This window comes from Gemmatirosa kalamazoonensis, from assembly GCF_000522985.1.
In the GTDB taxonomy this organism is placed as follows: domain Bacteria; phylum Gemmatimonadota; class Gemmatimonadetes; order Gemmatimonadales; family Gemmatimonadaceae; genus Gemmatirosa; species Gemmatirosa kalamazoonensis.
In genome coordinates this window covers 3867500-3891870 of record NZ_CP007128.1, presented here as the reverse complement: position 1 = coordinate 3891870, position 24371 = coordinate 3867500, and the positions used below count along the sequence as shown (strand labels likewise).

At 72.2% G+C, this 24371-nt stretch carries 22 protein-coding genes; 20 read left to right on the top strand and 2 right to left on the bottom strand.

Annotated elements, in window-relative coordinates:
- The first annotated feature begins 7 nt into the window (after positions 1-7).
- From trpB to J421_RS16900, 5 genes are read left to right on the top strand one after another with little or no spacing between them, the layout of a single operon-like run.
- The gene (gene trpB / locus J421_RS16920; RefSeq protein WP_104022730.1) at positions 8-1237 is read left to right on the top strand and encodes a tryptophan synthase subunit beta; all 1230 of its coding nucleotides are present in this window, start codon (positions 8-10) and stop codon (positions 1235-1237) included.
- A complete protein-coding gene (gene trpA / locus J421_RS16915; protein WP_025412365.1) occupies positions 1234-2112 on the top strand; it encodes a tryptophan synthase subunit alpha in 879 nt (292 codons plus the stop codon). The genes trpB and trpA overlap by 4 nt, the downstream gene beginning before the upstream one ends.
- Before the next feature lie 10 nt (positions 2113-2122).
- Positions 2123-2479 (top strand): dihydroneopterin aldolase, encoded by a 357-nt coding sequence (locus J421_RS16910; RefSeq protein ID WP_025412364.1) that lies wholly within the window; start codon positions 2123-2125, stop codon positions 2477-2479.
- The gene (folK, locus tag J421_RS16905) at positions 2476-3465 is read left to right on the top strand and encodes a 2-amino-4-hydroxy-6-hydroxymethyldihydropteridine diphosphokinase (protein WP_158508820.1); all 990 of its coding nucleotides are present in this window, start codon (positions 2476-2478) and stop codon (positions 3463-3465) included. The genes J421_RS16910 and folK overlap by 4 nt, the downstream gene beginning before the upstream one ends.
- A 10-nt stretch (positions 3466-3475) precedes the next feature.
- Positions 3476-3934: a LytR C-terminal domain-containing protein gene (locus J421_RS16900; RefSeq protein ID WP_025412362.1), complete on the top strand. Its 459-nt coding sequence runs from the start codon at positions 3476-3478 to the stop codon at positions 3932-3934.
- Here J421_RS16900 and rlmN read toward each other — a convergent pair.
- Together rlmN and J421_RS16890 are read right to left on the bottom strand one after the other, a co-directional pair.
- Positions 3863-5038 carry a dual-specificity RNA methyltransferase RlmN gene (gene rlmN / locus J421_RS16895; protein ID WP_201773030.1) on the bottom strand — a complete coding sequence of 392 codons (1176 nt, stop codon included), beginning with the start codon at positions 5036-5038 and terminating at the stop codon, positions 3863-3865. The genes J421_RS16900 and rlmN overlap by 72 nt on opposite strands.
- A 13-nt stretch (positions 5039-5051) precedes the next feature.
- Positions 5052-5981: a hypothetical protein gene (locus J421_RS16890; protein ID WP_025412360.1), complete on the bottom strand. Its 930-nt coding sequence runs from the start codon at positions 5979-5981 to the stop codon at positions 5052-5054.
- A 309-nt stretch (positions 5982-6290) separates the two neighbouring features.
- Here J421_RS16890 and aspS point away from each other — a divergent pair, with 309 nt between their 5' ends.
- The 15 genes from aspS (at position 6291) to J421_RS16815 (ending at position 24357) form a co-directional block, all read left to right on the top strand.
- The gene (gene aspS, locus J421_RS16885) at positions 6291-8117 is read left to right on the top strand and encodes an aspartate--tRNA ligase (RefSeq protein WP_201773029.1); all 1827 of its coding nucleotides are present in this window, start codon (positions 6291-6293) and stop codon (positions 8115-8117) included.
- Positions 8114-9079: a PhoH family protein gene (locus J421_RS16880; protein WP_025412358.1), complete on the top strand. Its 966-nt coding sequence runs from the start codon at positions 8114-8116 to the stop codon at positions 9077-9079. Before aspS ends, J421_RS16880 begins: the two co-directional genes overlap by 4 nt.
- A 2-nt stretch (positions 9080-9081) precedes the next feature.
- Complete coding sequence (locus tag J421_RS16875; RefSeq protein ID WP_025412357.1) at positions 9082-11322, top strand: HD family phosphohydrolase; 2241 nt, start codon at positions 9082-9084, stop codon at positions 11320-11322.
- Positions 11319-11777, top strand: a complete 459-nt coding sequence (gene ybeY / locus J421_RS16870; protein ID WP_025412356.1) for an rRNA maturation RNase YbeY — start codon at positions 11319-11321, stop codon at positions 11775-11777. The genes J421_RS16875 and ybeY overlap by 4 nt, the downstream gene beginning before the upstream one ends.
- On the top strand, positions 11774-13021 hold the full coding sequence (locus J421_RS16865) for a hemolysin family protein (RefSeq protein WP_025412355.1): 1248 nt from the start codon (positions 11774-11776) through the stop codon (positions 13019-13021). Before ybeY ends, J421_RS16865 begins: the two co-directional genes overlap by 4 nt.
- A complete protein-coding gene (locus J421_RS16860) occupies positions 13018-14013 on the top strand; it encodes a CNNM domain-containing protein (protein WP_025412354.1) in 996 nt (331 codons plus the stop codon). Before J421_RS16865 ends, J421_RS16860 begins: the two co-directional genes overlap by 4 nt.
- Positions 14010-15146, top strand: a complete 1137-nt coding sequence (meaB, locus tag J421_RS16855; protein ID WP_104022728.1) for a methylmalonyl Co-A mutase-associated GTPase MeaB — start codon at positions 14010-14012, stop codon at positions 15144-15146. Before J421_RS16860 ends, meaB begins: the two co-directional genes overlap by 4 nt.
- A gap of 66 nt (positions 15147-15212) precedes the next feature.
- A complete protein-coding gene (locus J421_RS16850; RefSeq protein WP_104023147.1) occupies positions 15213-16895 on the top strand; it encodes an acyl-CoA mutase large subunit family protein in 1683 nt (560 codons plus the stop codon).
- 84 nt (positions 16896-16979) lie between these two features.
- Positions 16980-17732: a class I SAM-dependent methyltransferase gene (locus tag J421_RS16845; RefSeq protein WP_025412351.1), complete on the top strand. Its 753-nt coding sequence runs from the start codon at positions 16980-16982 to the stop codon at positions 17730-17732.
- A 10-nt stretch (positions 17733-17742) separates the two neighbouring features.
- Positions 17743-18159: a cobalamin B12-binding domain-containing protein gene (locus tag J421_RS16840; protein WP_025412350.1), complete on the top strand. Its 417-nt coding sequence runs from the start codon at positions 17743-17745 to the stop codon at positions 18157-18159.
- Entirely contained in the window at positions 18156-19778 is a 1623-nt protein-coding gene (locus J421_RS16835; protein ID WP_025412349.1) for an acyl-CoA carboxylase subunit beta, read from the top strand. Before J421_RS16840 ends, J421_RS16835 begins: the two co-directional genes overlap by 4 nt.
- Positions 19778-21148 carry an acyclic terpene utilization AtuA family protein gene (locus J421_RS16830; RefSeq protein ID WP_104022727.1) on the top strand — a complete coding sequence of 457 codons (1371 nt, stop codon included), beginning with the start codon at positions 19778-19780 and terminating at the stop codon, positions 21146-21148. Before J421_RS16835 ends, J421_RS16830 begins: the two co-directional genes overlap by 1 nt.
- Entirely contained in the window at positions 21145-21516 is a 372-nt protein-coding gene (locus tag J421_RS16825) for an AtuA-related protein (protein ID WP_236646262.1), read from the top strand. The genes J421_RS16830 and J421_RS16825 overlap by 4 nt, the downstream gene beginning before the upstream one ends.
- A 5-nt stretch (positions 21517-21521) precedes the next feature.
- Positions 21522-21701: a hypothetical protein gene (locus J421_RS16820; RefSeq protein ID WP_025412346.1), complete on the top strand. Its 180-nt coding sequence runs from the start codon at positions 21522-21524 to the stop codon at positions 21699-21701.
- Positions 21702-21849: 148 nt separating this feature from the next.
- The gene (locus tag J421_RS16815; RefSeq protein ID WP_025412345.1) at positions 21850-24357 is read left to right on the top strand and encodes a U32 family peptidase; all 2508 of its coding nucleotides are present in this window, start codon (positions 21850-21852) and stop codon (positions 24355-24357) included.
- Positions 24358-24371 lie beyond the last annotated feature (14 nt).

The window sequence follows — 24371 nt, the reverse complement described above, 5'->3', positions numbered from 1 at the left end:
GCTCGCAGTGACGACGCCCATCGACGCGGCCACGGCCGCCGCGCCTAACGATCGCTTCGGCGCCTTCGGGGGCCGGTACGTGCCCGAGACGCTCGTCCCCGCGCTCGACGAGCTGGAGGCGGCGCTCGACGCCGCATTGCGCGATCCCGCGTTCCGCGCGGACCTCGACGACATGCTGCGCAACTACGTCGGCCGGCCGTCGCCGCTCACCGCGGCGCCGCGACTCGGCGCGCGCGTGGGCGCACCGGTGTGGCTCAAGCGCGAGGATCTGAACCACACGGGCGCGCACAAGATCAACAACACGGTGGGCCAGGTGCTGCTCGCGCAGCGCATGGGGAAGAAGCGCATCATCGCCGAGACGGGCGCGGGGCAGCACGGCGTCGCCACGGCCACGGTGTGCGCGCGCTACGGCCTCGAGTGCGTCGTCTACATGGGCGAGGAGGACATGCGGCGGCAGGCGCTGAACGTGTGGCGCATGCGGCTCATGGGCGCGACCGTCGAGCCGGTGACGAGCGGCACGCGCACGCTGAAGGACGCGACGAGCGAGGCGATCCGCGACTGGGTGACGAACGTCGACACGAGCCACTACATCATCGGCTCCGTGGTCGGCCCGGCGCCGTATCCGCGCATGGTGCGCGAGTTCCAGGCGACGATCGGGCGCGAGGCGCGCGCGCAGATGCTCGAGCGCGCGGGGCGGCTGCCGCAGACGGTCGTCGCGTGCGTCGGCGGTGGGTCGAACGCGATGGGGATCTTCGCCGGCTTCGTCGACGACCGCGACGTCGAGCTGGTCGGGGTCGAGGCGGCGGGCGAGGGGCTCGACTCGGAGCGCCACTCCGCGTCGCTCACCCGCGGCACGCCCGGTGTGCTGCATGGCTCGCTGAGCTACCTGCTGCAGGACGCCGGCGGTCAGGTGCATCCGGCCCACTCGATCTCGGCGGGGCTCGACTACCCGGGCGTCGGCCCCGAGCACTCGTTCCTGAAGGACAGCAAGCGCGCCGAGTACGTCGCCGTCACCGATGCCGACGCGCTGCGCGGCTTCACGCTGCTGAGCCGACTCGAGGGGATCATCCCCGCGCTCGAGACGTCGCACGCGATCGCGTGGGTGGAGCAGCAGTGCGGGCGGTGGAAGTCGGACGAGCCGGTGCTGATCTGCCTGAGCGGCCGCGGCGACAAGGACGTCGCGCAGGTGAGCGAGATGGGCGACCTGCCCGACATCGATACGGAGAACGGCCGATGACCGCGACTTCCGGCACACCGGGCGACGAGCTGACCGGCGGCGGCGAGCGATTGGAGGTGGGCATCGAAGCACGCATGCTCGTGACGCCTAACGGCTTCGCGCGCACGAACGCGATCGACGAGAAGTTCGCGAGCCTGCGCGCGAGTGGTCGCAAGGCGCTCGTCGCGTACATCACGGCCGGCCATCCCGACGCCGCGCGCTCGGCGGAGCTGCTCGCCGGTCTCGCCGACGCCGGCGCCGACATCGTCGAGGTCGGGGTGCCGTTCTCCGACCCGCTGGCCGACGGCCCGGTGATCCAGCGCTCGTCGCAGATCGCGCTCGAGGCGGGCATGACGCTCGACGGCACGCTCGACCTGGTCGCACGCGTGAAGCCGCGCATCCCGTCCGTGCTGTTCACGTACCTCAACCCGCTCATCGCCTCGGGCGGCGACGTGCTGCAGCGCGCGGTCGACGCAGGCCTGGACGGCGTGCTCGTGACGGACCTTCCGGTCGGCGCGGACCCGGAGCGTGAGGCGTGGCTCGGCGGCGGCTCGCTCGCGTTCGTGCGCCTGGTCGCGCCGACGACGCCGGCCGATCGCATGGCGGAGATCGCGCGCCACGGCTCGGGCTTCGTGTACCTCATCAGCCGACTCGGCGTGACGGGCGAGCGGAGCACGATGCCGGCGACGCTGCCCGCGACGATCGAGCGGCTGCGCGGCGCGACGACGCTGCCGATCTGCGTCGGCTTCGGCATCTCGCGCCCGGAGCAGGCCGCCGAGGTGGGCAAGCTCGCCGACGGCATCGCGGTCGGCAGCGCCCTCGTGCGCGCGGCGGGTGAGAGCGTGGAGCGCGCGCTCACGCTCGTGCGCGACATGCGCACCGCGCTCGACGGCTGACCGGCGCGCGATGGGCGACTCGCTCGCCGTCTCGCTGCGCGGCCTCCGCTTTCACGCGCTCGTCGGCATCCTGCCGCACGAGCGCGAGATCGCGCAGCCGCTGGAGGTCGACATCACGGTGTGGCGCGACGACGCGTCGCGGGCGGCGCCGCTGCTCGACTACCGCGCGCTGCACGACGTCGTGTCGGCGCGCGTTCGTGGCGCGGAGATCCGGTACCTCGAGGACTTCGCGCACGACGTGTGCGACGGCGCGCTCGCGCTCGACGGCGTGGCGCGCGCGCGCATCGCGGTGCGCAAGCCGCACGTGCCGCTCGGTGCGCCGCTGGACCACGCCGAGGTCGTGCTGGAGCGCGAGCGCGCGTCGTGAGCGTGGAGCAGGCCTACGTGGCGCTCGGCTCCAACCTCGGCGACCGCGCGGCCCACCTCGCGTTCGCGCGCGACGAGATCGCGCGACTCCCGGACACGCGCGTCGTCGCCGCCACCGACGTCGAGGAGACCGCTCCACACGGTCCGGTGGAACAGGGGCCGTTCCTGAACCAGATGCTGCTCGTCGAGACCTCGCTCGGGCCCGAGGCGCTGCTCGATGCGCTGCACGACGTCGAGCGTCGCGCGGGGCGCGACCGCCGGCGCGAGGTGCGGTGGGGGCCGCGTCCGCTCGACTGCGACATCGTGAGGTACGGCGAGCGCGCCATCAGCACGCTGCGTCTCACGCTGCCGCACCCCGGCATCGCGTCGCGCGACTGGTGGCGTCGCGAGCTCGCCGCGTTAGGATCCGATTCCGTGACCGACACCAACAGCCGTCCGACGACGTCCCACGACGTGCACCTCGCGCTCCCCGCGTGGGCGCAGGTCGGCGAGAAGCGCCTCGCGCACATCAAGCGAGTGACCACACTGCTCGCGCAGTGGGCGCCGGTCATCGCATGCGACGAGGGCGAGGCCGCGGCCATGCGCGACGCGGGCGCCTGGCACGACGCGCTGCGCGATGCGCCCGAGGCGCTGCTGCGGGACCTCACCGGCGACCACGAGTCGCCCACGGAGCTGCTGCACGGTCCCGCGGCGGCGGTGATGCTCGAGCGCGAAGGGGAGACGCGCACCGAGGTGCTCGACGCGGTGCGGTGGCACACCATCGGGTCGGCGCGGTGGGGACGCGTGGGGCGCGCGCTCTACGTCGCCGACTTCCTCGAGCCGGGGCGGAAGTTCGCGGCGACCGACCGCGCGTTCCTCGCCGCGCTCGTCGGTCGCGACTTCGACGGCGTGCTGCGCCAGGTCGTGCGCATGCGGATCGAGTGGTCGCTGCGCGAGGGGCTCGAGATCTTCCCCGAGACGGCGAGCTTCTGGAACTCCGTGCGCTGAGCGCGACGCGATGAAGATCGGCCGCTGGATCCTCGCCCTGCTGCTGCTCGGCGTGCTCGCGTGGGGCACCGCGTCGCGCTGGACCAAGCGCGAGGCGTCGCGCGCGACCCGCGCCGACACCACACCGCCGGCGCCGAAGATCCCCGACGACTCCACGGCCCGTGCGCCGAGCGGGGTGCGCGTGCGCGTGCAGGTCGTGAACGCGACGACGATCAACGGCCTCGCGCGCCGGGCGACACGCTGGCTGCGCGACCGCGGGTTCGACGTCGTGGAGATCGGCACCACGCGCGACCGAATCGACAGCTCGCTGGTGCTCGATCGCAGCGGCCACCCCGACTGGGCGCGCCGCGCGGCGAAGGCGATGGGCGGGGCGCGCGTGGAGTCGCGCCCCGACAGCTCACGCTACCTGGATCTCACCGTGCTGGTCGGCCGTTCGTGGCGCCCGCCGGCCGAGACGCTCGACCCGTAGCTGCCCGCACGCGGCGGCGATGTCCACGCCGCGGCTCTTGCGCACCGCCACCTCCACGCCGCGCTCGCGCAGCTCGCGCGCGAAGCGGTCGATCTCGTTCGCCGGCGTCGGCACGAATCCCACCGCGCCGCCCGGGTGCAGCGGGATCAGGTTCACGAACGCGCGGCAGTCCAGGGCGAGCGCCGCCAGCTCGCGCGCGTGCTCGAGCCGGTCGTTGACCCCGCCGAGCATCACGTACTCGAACGTCACGCGGCGATCGAACTCCTTCGCCGCCGCGATCACCTCGGCGAGCGGGTACTTCGTGTTCACCGGCATGAGCGTCGCGCGCAGCGCGTCGTTAGGCGCGTGGATCGACAGTGCGAGGCGGAACTGCTCCGGGCGCTCGCCCAGCGCGACGATGCCCGGCAGCACGCCGACCGTCGACACCGTGATGTGCCGCGCGCCGATGCCGAACCCCTTCGGGTCGTTCAGGATCGACAGCACACGGTCGACCGCCTTCCAGTTCATGAGCGGCTCGCCCATGCCCATGAACACGATGTTCGTCGCGACGAGCGGCGGATCGAGCAGCGCGAGCTCGCGCACCTGTCCCGCGATCTCGAACGGCTGCAGGTTGCGCGCGAAGCCCATCACGCCCGTCGCGCAGAACGAGCACTTCAGCGCACATCCCGCCTGCGACGAGATGCAGAACGTGAGGCGGTCCGCGTCGGGGATGGCGACCGTCTCCACGGCCTGCCCGTCGGTGAGCCGGAACAGGAACTTCTGCGTGCCGTCGCTCGATCGCTGACGCGCCGTGCACTCCAGCCGTGGCAGCTCGAAGTGCTCGTCGAGCTCCGCGCGCAGCGCCTTCGGCAGGTCGGTGATCTCGTCGAACGCGCGCACCGGCCGCTCCCACAGGCGCGGCACGATCTGGCGCGCGCGGTACGCGGGGTGCCCGCGCTCGCGCAGGAACTCCGCGACGACGCGCTCGGCCTCGGCGGGCGCGAGGTTCAGCAGGTTGAACCGACCGCCCGGGCCGTGCGTCGGGATGGGCACGCCCCGCGGACGCGACGCCGCGGCGCCGTCCGCCTCCGACCCACCGTCGAACATCGGTAGCTCGACGCTCATCGCGTCCCGTGCCTCATCGGATCTGCGTGCTGAAGGAGAACTGCCAGATGGAGCCGAACCCGGGGTCGCTCCCCTCGTGCGCGACTCCTACCGCGAAGCGCGTTCCGCGGAACGCGACCCCGAGCCGCGTGCGCGTCTGCGAGCTCTGGAAGTCGTTCGCCTTCGCGACCGCCGCGCGCGCCTCCGCGAAGCGCCACCGGCCGCTCGCGTAGAGCCCCGTCTCGCGCGTCGCGCCCCGCGTGACGTCGGTCGCGAGCCCCATGCGCACCTCCTGCGCATCGTCCGGGCCGGCGACCCGCGCGTCGGCGCCGAGGTGCAGCCCCGGGCGCTCGATGCCCTGGTTGAACGGCCGCAGCAGGTACGTCGCCGCGGCGACCCGCAGGTCGAGATGCCCGCCGAGGTGGTCGGCCATCACGCCGAAGTCGAGCGCGCCGGTGCTCGCCGTGACCGTGTCGGACGTCCCCGAGCGATATCGCGCCGCCGCGCCGACCACGAGCCGGCGCTTGGCGGCGCCACCGAATCGGTGCGCGGCGAGCAGCGAGGCGACCGACGTGTAGTATGGGATGGAGCCGAGCACCGTGGGGTCGCTGTCGCCCGTGCGATCGAGGCCGCCGACGCTCATGCGCGCGAGCCCGACGCCGAACGCGGTGAGCCCGCGGGTCGCGACGACGGTGCCCACCTGGCCGTCCACGCCGCGCGTCTCGGTCGCGCTGAGCGCCGCGACGGCCGCACTGAGCCGCACCGGGTGCAGGGGCAGGATCGCCGCCGGGTTGAACAGGCCGCCGCCGCCGGCGTTCGACAGCGCGGGGATCTCGCCGACCGTGCCGAGTGGGAAGTCGAGCAGGGCGCGCCCCGGAACGGGGCTCCCGGACGGCACGCTTTGCGCGTTCACCGGCACCGTCCGGAGGCACAGAGCGGCCCCGAACGAGGCGGCGAAGAGCATGTGGCGCATCGACTTGAGACTATCCGACGGGCTCCGGCGATGCAAGCGCGCCGCTACCCCGGGCCCGGCCCGGGCCTTACATTCCCACCTCTCGTATGCGATCGCGAAATACCCGTGCACGTCCCTCTGAGCGGCCGTCCGCGCTGACTGCGCGACCCGCCGGCGCGTGAGCGACGCGCCCTCTCGACCAGCGGACGGCGCCGACCGCCACCCCCGCTGGCCTCCTCGCGCGACGTGGATGCTTCCGTCGCGCCCCCTCGCCCCGGCCGCCGCTGCGGCCGCGCTCACTCGTCGCGCGTCCCGACACTCGTGACCACCGTCCTTCCGTCCGCCTCCGACACCGCGTCGCCGGTCGCGTCGCCGCTCGCGACGTCCCTGCGCAGCCACACCTGCGGCGCCCTGCGCGCCGAGCACGCCGGCGCCCGCGTCACGCTCGGCGGCTGGGTGCACCGCAGCCGCGACCTCGGCGGGCTCGTGTTCCTCGACCTGCGCGACCGCGACGGGGTGGTCCAGGTGTCGTTCGACCCGTCGAGCGCCGACGACGAGACGCGCCGGACGGCGGCCGCCGTCGGCATCGAGAGCGTCGTGCTCGTCGAGGGCGAGGTCGTGCTGCGCCCGGCCGAGCGCCGCAACGCGGAGATGGCGACCGGCGAGGTCGAGGTGCGCGCGACGGCGATCCGCGTCGTCGGCGCGGCGGAGACGCCGGCCATCCCGGTGGCGCGCGGGCGCGGGGAGAAGCTCCCGTCGGAGGACCTGCGGCTGCGCTACCGCTACCTCGACCTGCGCCGCCCCGAGCTGCAGCACAGTCTCATGCTGCGCCACCGCCTCGCGCAGCGCACGCGACGCTATCTGAGCGACAACGGCTTCCTCGAGCTGGAGACGCCGATCCTCACGAAGCCGACGCCCGAGGGCGCGCGCGACTACCTGGTGCCGAGCCGCGTGCATGCGGGCGAGTTCTACGCGCTGCCGCAGTCGCCGCAGATCTACAAGCAGCTCTTCATGGTCGCGGGCTTCGACCGGTACTTCCAGATCGCGCGCTGCTTCCGCGACGAGGACCTGCGCGCCGACCGGCAGCCGGAGTTCACGCAGATCGACATCGAGGCGAGCTTCGTCGACCAGGACGACATCATCCGGCTCGCCGAGGGGCTGATCGTCGAGCTGTTCGCCGAGAACGGCGTGGAGGTGACGGCGCCGTTCCGCCGGATGACGTACCGCGACGCGATGGAAGGCTACGGCATCGACCGTCCGGATCTGCGCTACGACCTGAAGCTCTCCGACGTGAGCGACGTGTTCCGCGGCACGGAGTTCGGCGTCGCGGCGACGGTGCTCGACGCCGGCGGCCGCTTCCGCGGGCTCGTCGCGCCCGGCGGCGCGCGGTTCTCGCGCAAGGAGCAGGACGAGCTGCAGGCGCTCGCGAAGGGCGCCGGCGCGCACGGCGCGATCTTCCTCAAGCGCACCGATGGGAAGCTCGAGGGGGGGCCGGCGAAGTTCCTGCGCCCCGACGCGGCCGACGCGTTAGGCCTCACGGACGGCGACATGGCGATCATCGTCGCGGGGCCGGACCACGTCACGAGCCCCGCGCTCGACCGCATCCGACAGGACGTCGCGCGGCGCCTCGGCCTCGTGCGCGACGACGCGCTGGAGCTGCTGTGGGTCGTCGACTTCCCGATGTTCGAGCGCGACCCGAAGACCGGCGCGCTCGCGCCGATGCACCACCCGTTCACGTCGCCGATGCTCGACGACGCGCACCTGCTCGACACGGCGCCGGAGAAGGCGCGCGCCCGTGCGTACGACGTGGTGCTGAACGGCACGGAGCTCGGCGGCGGCAGCATCCGTATCAGCGACCCGACGCTGCAGGCGAAGATCTTCTCGCTGCTCGGCATCGACGACGAGACGGCGCGCGCGCGCTTCGGCTTCCTGCTCGAGGGGCTGCGCGCCGGCGCGCCGCCGCACGGCGGCATCGCGTTCGGGTTCGACCGCATCGCGATGCTGTGGTCGGGCGCCGGCTCGCTGCGCGACGTCATCGCGTTCCCGAAGACGACCGCGGCGCGCGCGCTGTTCGAGGGCGCGCCGACGCACGTGCCGCCCGAGGATCTGCAGGAGCTGCGTCTACGCGTGGAGGAGGAGGGGAAGTGACGGAAGACGGCGGCACGCAACGGCTCTCGACCGAGGGCGCCGATCAGCTCTCGCTGGCGGGCGTCAACGACGCGAACCTGAACGAGCTCGCGCGGATCACGGGCGCGCGCGTCACGATGCGCGGCGACACGCTGACGATCTCGGCGCCCAACGCGGAGTCGCTGGCGCGCGCGGCCGAGCTGGCGCGTGGGCTCATCGAGCTGGCGCGGCAGGGCGGTCTCATCACGCCCGACGACGTGCTGCGCCTGAGCCTCGACACGGGGCGCGACGGCGACGGCGCCAGCGGGCCCGCCGACGCGAGCCGCCTCGCACTCCCCGGCGTGCGGCGCGTCATCCAGGCGAAGACGTCGGGCCAGGCGGAGTACATGCAGAAGATCGCCGAGAACGACATCGTGATCGGCATTGGCCCGGCGGGCACGGGCAAGACGTACCTCGCCGTCGCGATGGCGGTCGATGCGCTCGTGCGCAAGCGCGTGCGCCGCATCGTGCTCGCGCGGCCGGCCGTGGAAGCGGGCGAGAGCCTCGGCTTCCTCCCCGGCGACATGCAGGCGAAGGTCGATCCCTACCTGCGGCCGCTGTACGACGCGCTCGACGAGATGATGCCGCCCGAACGGGTGGCGAAAGCGCTCGAGACGCGCACCATCGAGATCGCGCCGCTCGCCTTCATGCGCGGCCGCACGCTCGGCGATGCGTTCGTCATCCTCGACGAGGCGCAGAACGCGACGAACCTCCAGATGAAGATGTTCCTCACGCGACTCGGCGTGAACTCGAAGATCGTCATCACGGGGGACAAGACGCAGATCGACCTTCCGAACCGCTCCGACTCGGGGCTGATGCAGGTCGAGCGCATCCTCACCGACATCGAGGGGATCGCGTTCCACTACTTCACCGATGCCGACGTCGTGCGCCACCGGCTCGTGCGGGACATCATCAGGGCGTACGCGGACGACGCGGGAGACTGACCGTGGGTACGTGGGGCCAGGCCGAGCCGTCGGGTGACGACGGCGGTCGAAGTCGAACGTTAGGCACGCTGGGCGCGCACGGCGCGCGGCTGGCGATCGCGCTCGCGCTCGCGATCGGGGCGTTCCTGCTGTTCCCGCTTGCGCCGGCCGTCGAGCTGCCGCTGTACGAGGTGGGCGCCGTGGCCCCGGAGAACGTCATCGCGCCGTTCGCGTTCCGCGTGCCGAAGACGGACGCGCAGCTGCAGGGGGAGCGGGACGCCGCGCGCCGCGCCGAGCCGCTCGTGCTCGACCTCGTGCCCGCGGCGCTCGACACGTCGCGCACGCAGCTCGCGGCGTTCGCGCGCGTGCTCGAGCAGGCCTACGGCGCCGCGGGCACCGCGGCCGGGCCGGCGGTCGCCGCGGCGGCGAGCCAGGTGGGGATCCGCCTCACGCCGGCCGAGATCGCGTACCTGCACGCGCCGACGCGCCGTCGCGCGCAGATCGAGGCCGTGCAGCGCGTGCTCGATCGCTGGCTCCCGGGCGGCGTGGCGTCGACGACGGCGCTCACCGACGCGCGCGGCCAGGTCGCGATCGCGCAGGGCGGTCACACGACGATCGTGCCGGCCGACAGCGTGATGACGTTCGCGAGCCTGCTGGCCCGCGCGCGGCGCGCCCATCCCGATCCGACGAACGACGTCGGCGACGCGCTGTACGTGAAGCTGCTGAGCGGTTTCTTCCGCCCGACGCTCGTCGCCGACCGCGCGGCGACCGACCGCATGCGCGAGGCCGCGGCGATCGCGGTGGAGCGCGACCGCTACTTCGTGCGCGCGGGCGAGAAGATCGTCGGCGCGCACGAGGTGGTGGGGCGCGAGGCGAACGACAAGATGCGCGCGCTGCGCGACGCGACGCAGCTGCGCGGCGGCACCGAGGTCTCGTCCACCCGCGCCGCGGCGCGCGTCGTCGGCTCGGTGCTGCACAACCTCATCATCCTCGTCGTCTTCGGCGTCACGCTGCTGCTGTTCCGGCCGCAGCTCTACGCGCAGATGCGCGTCGTGCTGCTGTTCGCGCTGGAGTTCGCCCTGGTGCTCGGCACGGCCGCGCTGGTCGCGCGCATGCCGACGCCGCGGCCGGAGATCGTGCCCGTGGCGCTCGCCGCGGTCATGCTCAGCATCCTGTTCGACCCGCGCATCAGCCTCATCGCGGCGATGGTGCTCGCGGTGCTCGTCGGCAGCCAGGGTCCGTTCCGCGGCACGAACGCGCTGTTCATCCTGCTCGTCGGCGGCGTGGCGGCGGCGGTCAGCGTACAGACGGTGCGGCGGCGCAACCAGGCGTACCTGTCGATGCTCATCGTCGCCGCCGGCTACGCGCTCGCCGCGCTCGCGCTCGGCCTCACGCTCGGCTGGACGTGGCGCGAGCTGGGGCTCATGGTCGGTTTCGGCACGCTCGGCGCCGTGGTCTCCGTGGCGCTCGCGATGGGGCTCATGCCGCCGGCCGAGGAGTTCACCGGCACCGTGACCTACCTGCGGCTGCTCGAGTGGTCGGACCTCAACCGCCCGCTCATGCAGCGGCTGTCGCTCGAGGCGCCCGGCACATATGCGCACACGATCGCCACGGCGAACCTCGCCGAGCAGGCGTGCAACGCGATCGGCGCGAACGGGCTGCTGGCGCGCGTGGGCACGTACTACCACGACATCGGAAAGCTGAAGAAGCCGCAGTTCTTCGTGGAGAACCAGGCGCGCGGCCGCAACCCACACGACAAGCTGAAGCCGAACACGAGCGCGTCGATCATCAAGAACCACGTGAAGGAGGGGCTCGAGCTCGCCGACGAGATCAAGCTCCCGAAGCCGCTGCGCGCGTTCATCGTGGAGCATCACGGTACGGGACGCATCGGCTACTTCATGGAGAAGGCGCGCGAGCGCGGCGACGCGCTGCCGAACGCGGGCGAGTACGCGTACCCGGGCCCCATCCCGCAGACCGCGGAGACGGCGGTGCTCATGCTCGCCGACGGCGTGGAGGCGTCGGCGCGCGCGCTCCCGGATCCGACGCCGCAGAAGATCCGCGAGCTCGTGGAGCACGTGGTGCGGCAGCGCATGGAGCAGGGACAGCTCCGCGACGCACCCCTCACGCTGCGGCAGATCGAGCTGGTGAAGGAGCAGTTCGTGCGCGTGCTGCTGGGCATGCACCACAACCGCATCGAGTACCCGACGGCGGCAGGCGGCGTCGGGACGACGGGCGCGGTGAACGCAGAGACGGCGCCGGCGTGACCGACGTACACGTGGACGTGGCGACGGACGGCGTACGCTCGCCGGTGGCACGCGAGCGTGTGGCGCAGCTCGCGCGCGACGTGCTGCGCGCGGAGCGCGTGCGCGCCGCCGAGCTGTCGATCACGTTCGTCGCCGTCGAGCGGATGGCGGCGCTGAACTGGACACACCTCCGCCACCGCGGCCCGACGGACATCATCACGTTCGAGCTGCCGCCGGCGGTACCCGGAGCGCCGGTGGCGGGCGACATCTACATCGCGCCCGATGTCGCGCGCGAGAACGCGGCGCGCGCCGGCATCGGCGTGCGCGAGGAGATCGCGCGGCTCGTCGTGCACGGCGTGCTGCACGCGCTCGGCCACGAGCACCCGGAGGACGAGGCGCGCACGACGTCGCCGATGTGGCGGCGCCAGGAGCGATTGCTGGACCGTCTGTGGAACGCGCGGGAGGCGGTCCGATGAGCTCCACCATCGCCGTGCTGCTCGGCATCGCCGCCGCGTTCCTGTTCGTGCTGGTCGACGCCGCGCTGCTCGCCTCGGAGCACGACGCGGAGGCGGCCGACGCCTCGGCGCACGCGCGCACGCACCGGGCGCTCGCGTTCGCGCGCGTGCTCGCGCAGCTGCTCACCGGCGCGGCCGCCGCGCGCGCCCTCGTGCTGCACGAGCGGACCGCTGGCGTGGCGATCGCGCTCGCGCTCGTCGCCGGTGCGCTCGTCGTCGTCGTGTCCGAGGCGGCGGCGCGCGAGATCGGCGACGCGCTCGGCGCGAGCGCGGCGCGTCGGCTGATGCCGCTCGCCCGGGCGACCGAGATGGTGCTCGCTCCGGTGCTCGCGCTGAACGCCCGGCTCGACGAAGCGCTGCTGCGCGCGCTGCCGCCGGCGCCCGCGGACGAGTCGTCGCGCGAGGAGACCGCCGAGCAGTTCCGCGAGGTCATCGCGTCCGAGGCGGACGTCTCGTCGGAGGAGCAGTCGATCCTCGCCGGCGTCTTCTCGCTCGGCGAGACCGTCGTGCGCGAGGTCATGGTGCCGCGCGTCGACATCGTCGGCGTGGAGCGCGAGACGCCGTGGTCGGAGGTGATCGACCGCGTGCGCAGCTCCGAGCACTCACGCCTCCCGGTGTACGAGGACACGCTCGACGAGATCGTGGGCATCCTCTACGCGAAGGACCTGCTGCCGAACGTCATCGCGGGCGAGGAGCCGGCCGCGGGCTGGACGTCGCTCGTGCGCCCCGCGCACTTCGTGCCGCCCACGAAGCGCATCGACGAGCAGCTCCGCGACTTCCGCACGAGCGAGACGCACATCGCCATCGTCGCCGACGAGTACGGCGGCACCGCGGGGCTCATCACCATCGAGGACGTGCTCGAGGAGATCGTCGGCGACATCCGCGACGAGTACGACGACGACGAGCGCGCGGTGGAGGTCGAGGGGCCGAACAAGTTCTGGGTGTCCGGGCGCGTCACGCTCGACGAGCTGTCCGACGTCACCGGCCACTCGTTCGAGCACGAGGACGTCGACACGGTGGGCGGCCTGGTGTACGAGCTGCTCGGCCGCGTGCCGCGCGCCGGCGAACGGCTCACCGTCGACGGGTTCCGCATCGTCGTCGAGCGCGTCGTGCGACGGAAGGTGCTGCGCGTGTACCTCGAGCGGCTGGAGCCGGAGCCCGCGACGCACGCCGGCGGCGACCCGAGCGCGGAAGGGGCGTCGTGAGGCTTTCGTTCATCGCGCTCCTCACGTCGCTCGTCGTCGGCACGCTCACCGCCGCGGCGATCGCCGTACGCTCGGTGAGCCGCATCTGGCTGCGCCACTGGGTGGAGCGGCGGCTGTCGGGCGCGACGCTCGCCGAGCTCTATCTCGATCGCCCGCAGCGGCTGCTCGTGTCCGCCGGCACCGGCATCGCGCTCGCCGTGTTCCTCGCCGGTGCCGCGGTCGGCGCGGGGGAGCGCACGACGCTGCAGGTGGTCTGGCGCGCGATCGTCCTCGCGCTCGTGATCCTCGCCGTCGGCCAGCTGCTGCCGCGCGCCATCGGCCGGCGATGGCCCGCCGCGCTCGTGCCGCTGCTCGTGCCGCTGCTGCGCGTCGTGGACGTCGTGGTGACGCCGCTCCGCTGGGTGGGCGGCCTGCTCGCGCGGCCGTTCTGCGAGCGGCGCCCGCAGCCGCTCGCGGAGGTCGCGCGGAGCGACATCGAGGAGCTGCTGCGCGAGGGCGCGCGCGAGGGCGTGGGCGAGTCGCAGGAAATCGCAATCATCACCGGCGTCGTGCAGTTCGGCGAGAAGCGCGCGCGCGACGTGATGACGCCGCGCGACGAGATGTTCGCGGTCGACGTGCAGGAACCGCCGGACATGATCGCGCACCGCATCGCGGGCTCGAAGTACAGCCGCGTGCCGGTGATCGACGGCTCGCTCGACTGCGTCGTCGGCATGGTGCACGCGTTCGACGTGCTGAAGTCCGGCGGCGACGAGTGGCCGCCCGTGCGCCCGGTCGCGACGGCGACGCTGGACACGCCGTGCAACGAGCTGCTGTTCTCCATGCTGCGCACGCGACGCCACATCGCCGTCGTGCGCGACCCCGCCGCGCCGGTGGGCGCGGAGGCGAGCACGCAGGGGATCGTGACGCTCGAGGATCTGCTCGAGGAGCTGGTCGGCGACATCCGCGACGAGCACGACGAGCCCGACACCGCCCCTCGCGCCTCCACGACGTGACGCTCGCCCGCGCCTCCGACCCGATCGCCCGACTGCTCGACGACTTCCGCGACGGCAAGAAGGCCGCGCTCGCCCGCGCCGTGAGCGTCGTCGAGAACCACCGCCCCGGATTCGACCGGCTGCTCGCCGCGCTTCACCCGTCGTTAGGCAGGGCGCGGCGCGTGGGCCTCACCGGGCCGCCGGGCGCGGGGAAGAGCACCATGACGACGGCGCTCGCGCGCCTCCTGCGCGACCAGGGCCACACCGTCGGCATCGTCGCCGTCGATCCGACGTCGCCGTTCACGGGCGGCGCGCTGCTCGGCGACCGGATCCGCATGGAGTCCGTCGCGCTCGACCCCGGCGTGTTCATTCGCTCCATGGCGACGCGCGGCTCGCTCGGCGGCATCGCCTCGGCGACGCGCGAGGTGTGCGACGTGCTCGATGGATTCGGCATCGACTTCATCCTCATCGAGACCGTCGGCGTGGGACAGAGCGAGCTCGATGTCGCGCGCGCGAGCGACACCACGCTCGTCGTGCTCGTGCCGGAGAGCGGCGACTCGATCCAGACGCTGAAGGCCGGCGTGATGGAGATCGCCGACGTATTCGTGGTGAACAAGGCCGACCGCCCCGGCGCCGATCGGCTCCGCAACGACATCGAGCTGATGCTCGGCCTCCGCGGCGGCGCGGCGATGCGCAACGTCCCCGCGCACCACGGCGTGGACCTCAAGGCCCTGTCGGCCGAGGAACGCGAGGCGACGCGCCAGGCGATGAACCCCGCGCGGGCCGCGCGCGCCGCGGCGAGCGCCGATCACCCGGAGCGCTGGGTGCCGCCGGTGCTGCAGAGCGTCGCCGCGAAGGGGGAGGGGATCGTCGAGGTGCTCGGCGCGCTCGACCGCCACTTCCGCTATCTTGAGGCGAGCGGCGAGCTTAGGAGTCGCAGGCGGGCGCGGCTCCGCGAGCGTGTCGTCGAGGTCGTGGAGCAGAAGGTGCGATCGCGCCTGTGGGCCGATACCGGGACCATGGCGTGGCTCGACGAGCGGCTCGCGGCACTGGAGAGTGGCACGCTGACGCCGTTCGGCGTCGCCGACGAGCTGCTCGAACGAAGTGCAGGGTTGATCGCACGCTCCACGCTCCACGCGCCACGCTCGACGTGATCGCGCGTGGAAGCCGAGCGTGGAGCGTGGAGCGTGGAGCGTAGAGGAAACCAAGGCGGTGAGATGATGGCTTCCGTTCAGGATTTCGAGCAGGCGGTCCGCGACCGCGACGAGGAGATCGCCAGGCTCCGCGCCGAGGTGGAGGCGTGGCGCCGCCGCTTCGACAAGGGCGGCAAGCGCGACATCGCGTTCGTGAACTCGGAGCGCGAGGTCGAGCCGCTGTACACGGCGCTCGACACGCAGCCGGATGTCGAAGTCCCCGGCGCGTTCCCGTTCACGCGCGGCATCCACCCCACGGGCTACCGCGGCAAGCTGTGGACGATGCGCCAGTTCGCCGGCTTCGGCACGGCCCGCGAGACGAACGAGCGGTACAAGTTCCTCCTCTCGCAGGGACAGACGGGCCTCTCGGTCGCGTTCGATTTCCCGACGCTCATGGGCTACGACTCCGACCACCCGCGGTCGGAGGGCGAGGTCGGCAAGTGCGGCGTCGCGATCTCGTCGCTCGCCGACATGGAGGAGCTGTTCGCCGGCATCCCGTTAGGCCAGGTCTCGACGTCGATGACCATCAACGGCCCGGCGATCATCCTGTTCTGCTTCTACTGCGCCGCGGCGGAGAAGCAGGGCGTGCCGCTCGAGCAGATCCAGGGGACGGTCCAGAACGACATCCTCAAGGAGTACATGGCGCAGCACGCGTGGTGCTTCCCGATCGAGCCCGCGCTGCGTCTGATCGTCGACATGTTCGAGTGGTGCGCCACGCACACGCCGAAGTGGAACACCATCTCCATCAGCGGCTACCACATCCGCGAGGCGGGAGCGACCGCCGCGCAGGAGCTCGCGTTCACGCTCGCCGACGGCTTCACGTACGTGGAGCGCGGCATCGCGCGCGGCCTCGACGTCGACGACTTCGCGCCGCGGCTCTCGTTCTTCTGGGACATCCACAACGACTTCTTCGAGGAAGTCGCGAAGCTCCGCGCGGCGCGCCGCATCTGGGCCCGCCACATGAAGGAGCGCTACGGCGCGAGGGATCCGCGCTCGTGGGTGATGCGCTTCCACTCGCAGACGGCCGGCGTCACGCTCACGGCGCAGCAGCCGATGAACAACATCGTGCGCGTCGCCTACCAGGCGCTCGCCGCGGTGCTCGGCGGCACCCAGTCGCTGCACACCAACTCGATGGACGAGACGCTCGCCCTCCCGACGGAGCACTCCGTGGAGGTCGCGCTCCGCACGCAGCAGGTTCTCGCCTACGAGACGGGCGTGCCGAACGTCATCGATCCCCTCGGCGGCTCGTACTACGTCGAGGCGCTCACCGACCAGCTCGAGCGCGAGGCCGAGGATCTGTTCCGCCAGATCGACGAGATCGGCGGCGTCGTGCCGGGGCTCGAGACCGGCTGGCTGCAGCGCAAGATCAACGAGAGCGCCGCGCGCCAGCAGTGGGAGATCGAGCAGCACCGCAAGGTCATCGTCGGCGTGAACGACTTCGTCTCCGACGAGCAGGAGCTGCAGATTCCACTGCTGCGCATCGGCCAGGAGGCGGAGGAGGAGCAGCGCGCGAAGATGGCCGCCATGCGCGCCGGCCGGGACGACGCGCTCGTGCGGCAGCGGCTCGATCGGCTCCGCGAGGCGGCCCGCGGCAGCGACAACGTCGTGCCGTTCATCCTCGACTGCGCGCGCGCCTACTGCACGCTCTACGAGATCCGCGCGGCGCTCGAGAGCGTGTTCGGGGCCTACAGAGAACCCGTATTCTTTTGAACGCTCCGCGCTCCACGCTCCACGCTCGGCGTCTCTCGCGACCACGCCGAGCGTGGAGCGTGGAGCGTGGAGCGTAGAGGAGCCATGTCGAGTTCGGAGTGGTGGGCGTCGTACTTCGACGCGCAGTACCTGCGCGAGTACCAGCCGCTGTTCACGCTCGAGCGTGACCGGCAGGAGGTCGCGCGGCTGCTGGAGCTGTTAGGCCTGCCGTCCGGCTCGCGCGTCCTCGATTGCCCGTGCGGCCAGGGGCGTCACGCGCACCTGCTCGCCGAGACCGGCTTCGACGTCGACGGCCTCGATTACTCCGAGGACCTGCTCGCGATCGCGCGCCGGCGCGGCACGGGCAAGACGCTGCGCTACACGCGCGGCGACATGCGCAAGCTGCCCGCGCGGTGGGCCGGACGCTTCGACGCGGTGCTCAACCTGTTCACGTCGTTCGGCTTCTTTCTCGACCCGAACGACGACGCGCGCGTGATCGCCGAGTTCGCGCGCGTGCTGAAGCCGGACGGAGTGCTCGTGTGGCACGGCGGGAGTCGCGACGGCGTGATGGCGAAGTTCCTCGACCGCGACTGGTGGCGGAGCGACGACGGCACGTTGATCGGCCACGAGCGGTCCTTCGACCCGCTCTCCGGCGTGATGACCATCCGCACGACGTGGGAGGGGAAGAAGGCGCGCGGGGAGCGCGAGCACCGCATCCGTCTCTACACGGCCACGCGTCTGGCGGAGCTGTGCGCGGCGCAGGGGCTCATCGTCGAGCAGGCGTTCGACGGATGGCGCGACCGGCCGCTGCGACGGGCGTCGAGCGAGATGCTGCTCGTCGCCCGGAAGACCGACTAACTTCATCGTCATGGATCGCCCCATTCGAGTACTCGTCGCGAAGCCCGGCCTCGACGGCCACGACCGCGGCGCGAAGGTCGTCGCGGCGGCGCTGCGCGACGCCGGCATGGAGGTCATCTACACCGGGCTCCATCAGACGCCGGAGATGATCGCCACCGCCGCCGTGCAGGAGGATGTCGACGTCGTCGGCCTCTCCATCCTCAGCGGCGCGCACATGACGCTGTTCCCGCGCGTGCAGGAGCTGCTGCGCGAGCAGGGGCGCGACGACGTCCTCATCACCGGCGGCGGCATCATCCCGAAGGAGGACATGGACGCGCTGCACGCCATGGGCGTCGGGAAGCTGTTCGGCCCGGGCACCCCGACCAGCGACCTGGTGGACTACATCAAGCGCTGGTTCGCCGAGCAGCAGGAGCACCAGCGCGCGTGAGCACGGCGACGCGGCTCCGCGAGCTGGGGGACGAGGTCCGCGCGCTCGAGGCCCGGCTGCGCGAGGGCGGTGGACCCGACAAGATCGAGCGACAGCACAAGCAGGGAAAGCTCACCGCGCGCGAGCGCGTCGAGCGGCTGTGCGACCCTGGCACGCCGTTTCTCGAGATCGGGCTGCTCGTCGCGTACGACCAGTACGACGGCCAGGCGCCCGGCGCCGGCGTCGTCACGGGGCTGGCCGAGGTGCACGGCCGCGAGGTCGTCGTCGTCGCGAACGACGCGACGGTGAAGGCCGGGTCGTGGTGGCCGGAGACGATCCGGAAGATCCTGCGCGCGCAGGAGATCGCGATGCGCTGTCGCATCCCGATCATCTACCTCGTCGACTCCGCGGGCGTGAACCTGCCGTACCAGGGCGGCGTCTTCCCGGGGCAGTACGGCGCGGCGCGCATCTTCTACTACAACTCCATCATGCGGCGCTACCTCAAGGTGCCGCAGCTCGCCGCCGTGATGGGACCGTGCATCGCCGGCGGCGCGTACCTGCCCGCGCTCTCCGACGTGATCCTCATGGTGAAGGGCACGTCGTTCATGGGCCTCGGCGGCGCGAACCTCGTGAAGGGCGCCACCGGGCAGACGATCGACAACGAGACGTTGGGCGGCGCCGTCACGCACACCGAGATCAGCGGCGTCGCGCACTACGCGGTGGACGACGACGACGCGTGCCTCGCGAAGCTCCGCGACCTCGTGGAGCGGCTCCCCGCGCCGCGGCGCGTCGTGCACGAGTCGCGCGTGGCCGACCATCCGGGCGACGGCAAGTACGCCGCCGACGCGCTGTACGACCTGCTCCCCGTCGACCACCGCATGTCGTACGACATGCACACCGTGCTGCGCGCGCTCGTCGACGGCGGCTCGCTCGATGAGTTCCAGGGGAACCTCGCGAAGGAGATGATCTGCGCCGACGCGCGCGTCGAGGGCATCCCGGTCGGGGTCATCGCGAACCAGCGCGGCCTCGTGAAGGGACGCCCCGGCGAGCGCCCGCGCTTCGGCGGCATCGTCTACGCCGAGAGCGCGGAGAAGGTCGCGTTCTACATCGACCGCTGCGACCGGCAGGGCATCCCGCTGCTGTTCGTGCAGGACGTCTCCGGCTTCATGGTCGGCCCAGACGCCGAGCACGAGGGGATCATCCGGGCGGGTGCACGTTTCGTCGAGGCGATGGCGACGGCGCGCGTGCCGAAGCTGGTGCTCACCGTGAACCACGCGTCGGGCGCTGGCTACTACGCGATGGCGGGGCAGGGCTTCGATCCCGACTTCATCTTCTCGTGGCCCACCGGCCGCATGGGCGTGATGGAGGGCGAGAGCGCGGTGAGCGCGGTGCACGGCCCGGCGATCGAGAAGGCGAAGCAGGCGGGCAAGCCGCTGCCCGACGACGTCGCGGAGGCCGTCGAGGAGATGCGCGCCGACTACGAGCACCAGCTCGACGCGAAGTTCGCCGCGGCGCGCGGGTACGTCGACGCCATCGTGCATCCGGAGGAGACACGGCACGTGCTCGCGACCGCGCTGCGCGCCGCGCTCCAGAACGCGGGCCCACATCTGGGCGCGTTCGTACTACCTGCGGGGATCTGATGCCTAACAGAGACGTCGTGCGCGTCGCGAGCGGCCAGGGCTTCTGGGGCGACTCGCTCGAGGCGCCGCGCCAGCAGGTCGAGCGCGGCCCGGTCGACTACCTGATGCTCGACTACCTGGCCGAGGTCACGATGTCGATCCTGCAAAAGCAGAAGGAGCGGGATCCGCGCATGGGCTACGCGCGCGACTTCGTGGGTGCGATCGACGGCGTGCTGCCCGCCGTCGTGGAGCGCGGCGTCCGGGTGATCGCGAACGCCGGCGGCGTCAACCCGCCCGCCTGCGCCGAAGCGGTGCTCGGCGTCGCGGACAAGCACGGCGTCCGCGGTCGCGTGAAGGTCGGCGTCGTGACCGGCGACGACCTCCTGCCGCGCCTCGACGAGCTGATCGCGCAGGGGCACGCGCTCTCGAACATGGACACCGGCGAGGCGCTCGACACCGTCCGCGACCGCGTCCTGTCCGCGAACGCGTACATCGGCTCCGTGCCCATCGTCGAAGCGTTAGGCAGGGGCGCGCAGATCGTGGTGACGGGGCGCTCCACGGACACCGCGCTCACCATGGCGCCGCTGCGCTACGAGTTCGGCTGGGCGGGCGACGACTGGAATCGGCTCGCGGCGGGTATCATCGCCGGCCACATCATCGAGTGCGGCGCGCAGTGCTCGGGCGGCAACTGCCTCTACGACTGGCGCAGCATCCCCGATCTCGGCGACGTCGGCTACCCGATCGTGGAGGCGCGCGCCGACGGCACCTTCGTCGTCACGAAGCACCCGAACACCGGCGGCCGCATCGACGTGCACAGCGTCACCGAGCAGCTCGTGTACGAGATGGGCGACCCGAAGTCGTACATCACGCCCGACGTCGTCGCCGACTTCTCCAGCATCTGCCTCGCGCCGGACGGCGAGAACCGCGTGCGCGTCTTCGGCATCGAGGGGCGGCCGGCCACGGACAAGCTGAAGGTGTCGATCGCCTACCGCGCGGGCTTCAAGGCCGTCGGCACGCTCGTCTACGCATGGCCCGACGCGCTCGAGAAGGCGCGACTCGCCGACCGCGTGCTGCGCGAGCGGCTCGATCGGCTGGGCCTGAAGTTCGATCACATCCTGACGGAGTTCGTCGGCGCGTCGGCGACGCACGGACCGCTCGCCGGCGACGCGCCGCCCGATCTCCCCGAAGTGCAGCTCCGCGTCGGCGTGCGCGGACCCGACCGCGCGGCCGTGGAACGGTTCACGCGCGAGATCGCGCCGCTCGTGCTGAACGGCCCGCCGAGCGTGACCGGCTTCGCGGGCGGCCGGCCGAAGGTCGAGGAGATCGTCGCGTACTGGCCGGCGCTCGTCGACAAGCGCGTCGTGCAGACGAAGGTGGAGGTGCTCTCGTGAGCGACCGCGTGAACGTGCGCCTCGTCGACGTCGCCCACGCCCGCTCCGGCGACAAGGGCGACACCGCGAACGTCGGCGTCATCGCGCTCAGGCCCGAGTGGTACGACCTGCTCGCCCGCGAGCTGACGGTGGAGCGCGTCGCCGGGCACTTCCGCGGCATGATCGACGGCCCGGTGGAGCGCTTCGAGCTGCCGAACCTGAACGCGCTGAACTTCCTGCTGCACGGCGCGCTCGACGGCGGCGGCACGCTTTCGCTCAAGACAGACGCGCAGGGGAAGGTCTACTCGACCGCGCTGCTGCGCATGGTGCTCCACGTGCCGGCCGACGAAGCGGAGCGGCTCGGACTTCCGGCCGCCGGGGCGGCCTGACGACGATGGACGGACCGACACGCGCCAAGCTCGCGCTCGCGCTCATCGCCGGCATCCTGTTCGCCGGCTCGATGTGGACCGGTCAGGACTGGCTCCGCTGGGTCGCGATCGGATTGCTCGCGGCGGCGGTGCTGCTGCGGTTCATCTACCCGAATCGCCCGCGGCGCGGAAACGACGAGGACTGAGGCGAGTACTCATGAGGATCCAGGAGCGATGAAGAGATCCCGCGATCTTTCCGATCGCCGTCGGATCCTCAGAAGTGCTCGCCTTCGACCTGATCGCCCACCCGAGCAGGTACCGAAGTCCACTTAAGTCGTTTATATTTCTGAGCTTATGGCTCAGCATCCAATCCCCGAGCTCCTCGCCCCGGCCGGCTCGCTCGACGCCGTCCGGGCCGCCGTCGCGAACGGCGCCGACGCCGTCTACCTCGGCGCCAGCCGCTTCAACGCCCGCGACGACGGCGCGCAGCTGAGCCTCGACGAGCTCGAGCAGGCCTGCGCCACCGCGCACGCCCGGGGGACGAAGGTCTACCTGACCTTCAACGTGCTCATCAAGCCGCAGGAGCTCGCCGACGCGCTCGAGTACCTCGGCGAGTGCATCGACCGCGGCATCGACGCGGCCATCGTCCAGGACCTCGGCATCGTCCGGCTCATCCGGCAGGTCTACCCGCAGCTCGAGATCCATGGGTCGACCCAGATGACCGTGCACGACGTGAGCGGCGCCCGCGTCATGCAGCAGCTCGGCGTCGAGCGCGTCGTCCTCGCGCGGGAGAACACGCTCGCCGACGTGCGCGCCATCCGCGACGCGGTGCCCGACCTCGGGCTCGAGACGTTCGTGCACGGCGCGCTCTGCATCTCGTACTCCGGGCAGTGCTACATGTCCGGGATGATCTCCGAGCGCTCCGCGAACCGCGGCTCCTGCGCGCAGAGCTGCCGCAAGGACTACGTCCTCACCGACGCCACCACCGGCGCGGAGCTCGACCGCGGCTATCTCATCTCGACGAAGGACCTCGCCGCGCACGACCACCTCGGCGAGCTGGCCGAGATCGGCGTCGGCTGCCTGAAGATCGAGGGGCGCAAGAAGAAGCCGGAGTACGTCGCCACGGTCACGAAGAGCTATCGCGACTGGCTCGACGCGCTCGGGCGCGGCGCGTGGACGTCGCCCGGTCCGGAGGAAGTGCAGCCGCTCGTGCAGATCTACAGCCGCGGGTTCACCGGCGGCATGTACGGTGGCCGCGCGGGGCGCGAGTACATCACGCGCGACCATCCGGATAACCACGGCGTGGAGCTCGGCGTCGTCGTCGGCCGGGAGGGGAACGACCTCCTGCTCGAGCTGTCGTCGCCGGTGTCCGTCGGCGACGGCCTCGGGTTCGAGCCGCCGTTAGGCACTGCCGGCACGAGCACCGGATTCGCCGTCAGCGAGGTGCGTTCGTTAGGCACTCGCGGTGGCGTCACGCGGCAGGCGGTCGCGTCGCGCGTGCGTGTGCCCGCCGGCTGGCGCGTCATGCGCACGTCGGAGGCGGCGCTGCTCGAGCGCGCCCGGAAGAGCTACGCCGCGCTTCCCGTCGCGCTCAAGGGCCGCAAGACGCGCCTCGACGTGCGCGTGTTCGGCCACGCCGGCGGCGCGCTGAAGGCGGTGTTCACGGCGGGCGACGACGTCGTCACGGCGCGCAGCGAGGTCCCGCTGGCGCCGGCGTCCAAGCGAGCGCTCGACCAGACGCAGCTGCGCGAGCAGCTCGGCCGCCTCGGCGAGTCGCCGTTCGCGCTCGGCGCGATCGACGACCGCGGACTCGGGGCGGGCCTGTTCATCCCCGTGCGCGAGCTGAATCGCCTCCGCCAGGACGCCGTCGACCAGCTCCTCGTGCAGCGCGACTGGGCCGACCAGGCCCGCCGCGCCGAGCGGAGCGAGGCGATCGCTGCCGCGGTCGGCCGCGTCCGCGTCGCCGCGGAGCCGATCGCCGTCGAGAGCGTCGCCGTTCCGCGCTCGTTCGACCTCCGCGCCGTCGCCTACACCGTAGACCAGGCTCGTGAGGCTGCGGCCGGCGGCGCGACCGAGATCGTGCTCGATCCGTTCCTCCGCCACCCCATGCCGCCGGTGACGCGCGTCCGCGCGCTCGCCGACGAGCTGCGCGCGCGGGGGATCGCCCTCCGCCTCCGCACGCCGACGATCGTCCGCCCCGAGGAGCGCAGGCTGCTCGACAAGTGGCTCGCGCTCGACCTGCCCGTGCTCTCCGGCCACCTCGGCCTCGTCGCCGAGCTCGGGGGCGGTGGGCGCGACGTCGTCGCCGACTACGCGGTGAACTGCTTCAACCAGCACACCGCCGCGGAGCTGTTCCGGCTGGGCGCGCGCCGCGTCACGCTCTCGGTCGAGCTCACCGGCGACGAGATGGCACAGCTCGCGGCGCCGTGGGACGGCGAGCGGTTCGACGTGTTCGTCTACGGGCGCCCCGAGGGGATGACCATCGAACACTGCGTGCTGTCGGCCGCGCACGACCGCGTCGCGACGACGTGCCGCGACCTCTGCGTGAAGCACCACACGAACGTCGAGCTCACCGATCCGGCGGGCTACACGTTCCCCGTCGCCACCGACTACGCGTGCCGCAACCGGCTGCTCCACTCGCGGCCGGTCGACGGCTCGGAGTATCTGCCGCGCCTGTGGCGCGCCGGGCTGCGCGGCTACCAGCTCGTGTTCAACGTCGCCGGCGATCCCGTGCGCGACATCGTCGCCGGTTTCCGCGCGGCGCTCGACGCGCTCGACGCCGGCACGCGGCCGGACACGGCGGCGGTGCGGGCAGCCCTCGGCGGCGAGTTCACGCGCGGACACTTCGCGCGCGCGGTCTGAGGTGGCTCGCGTGC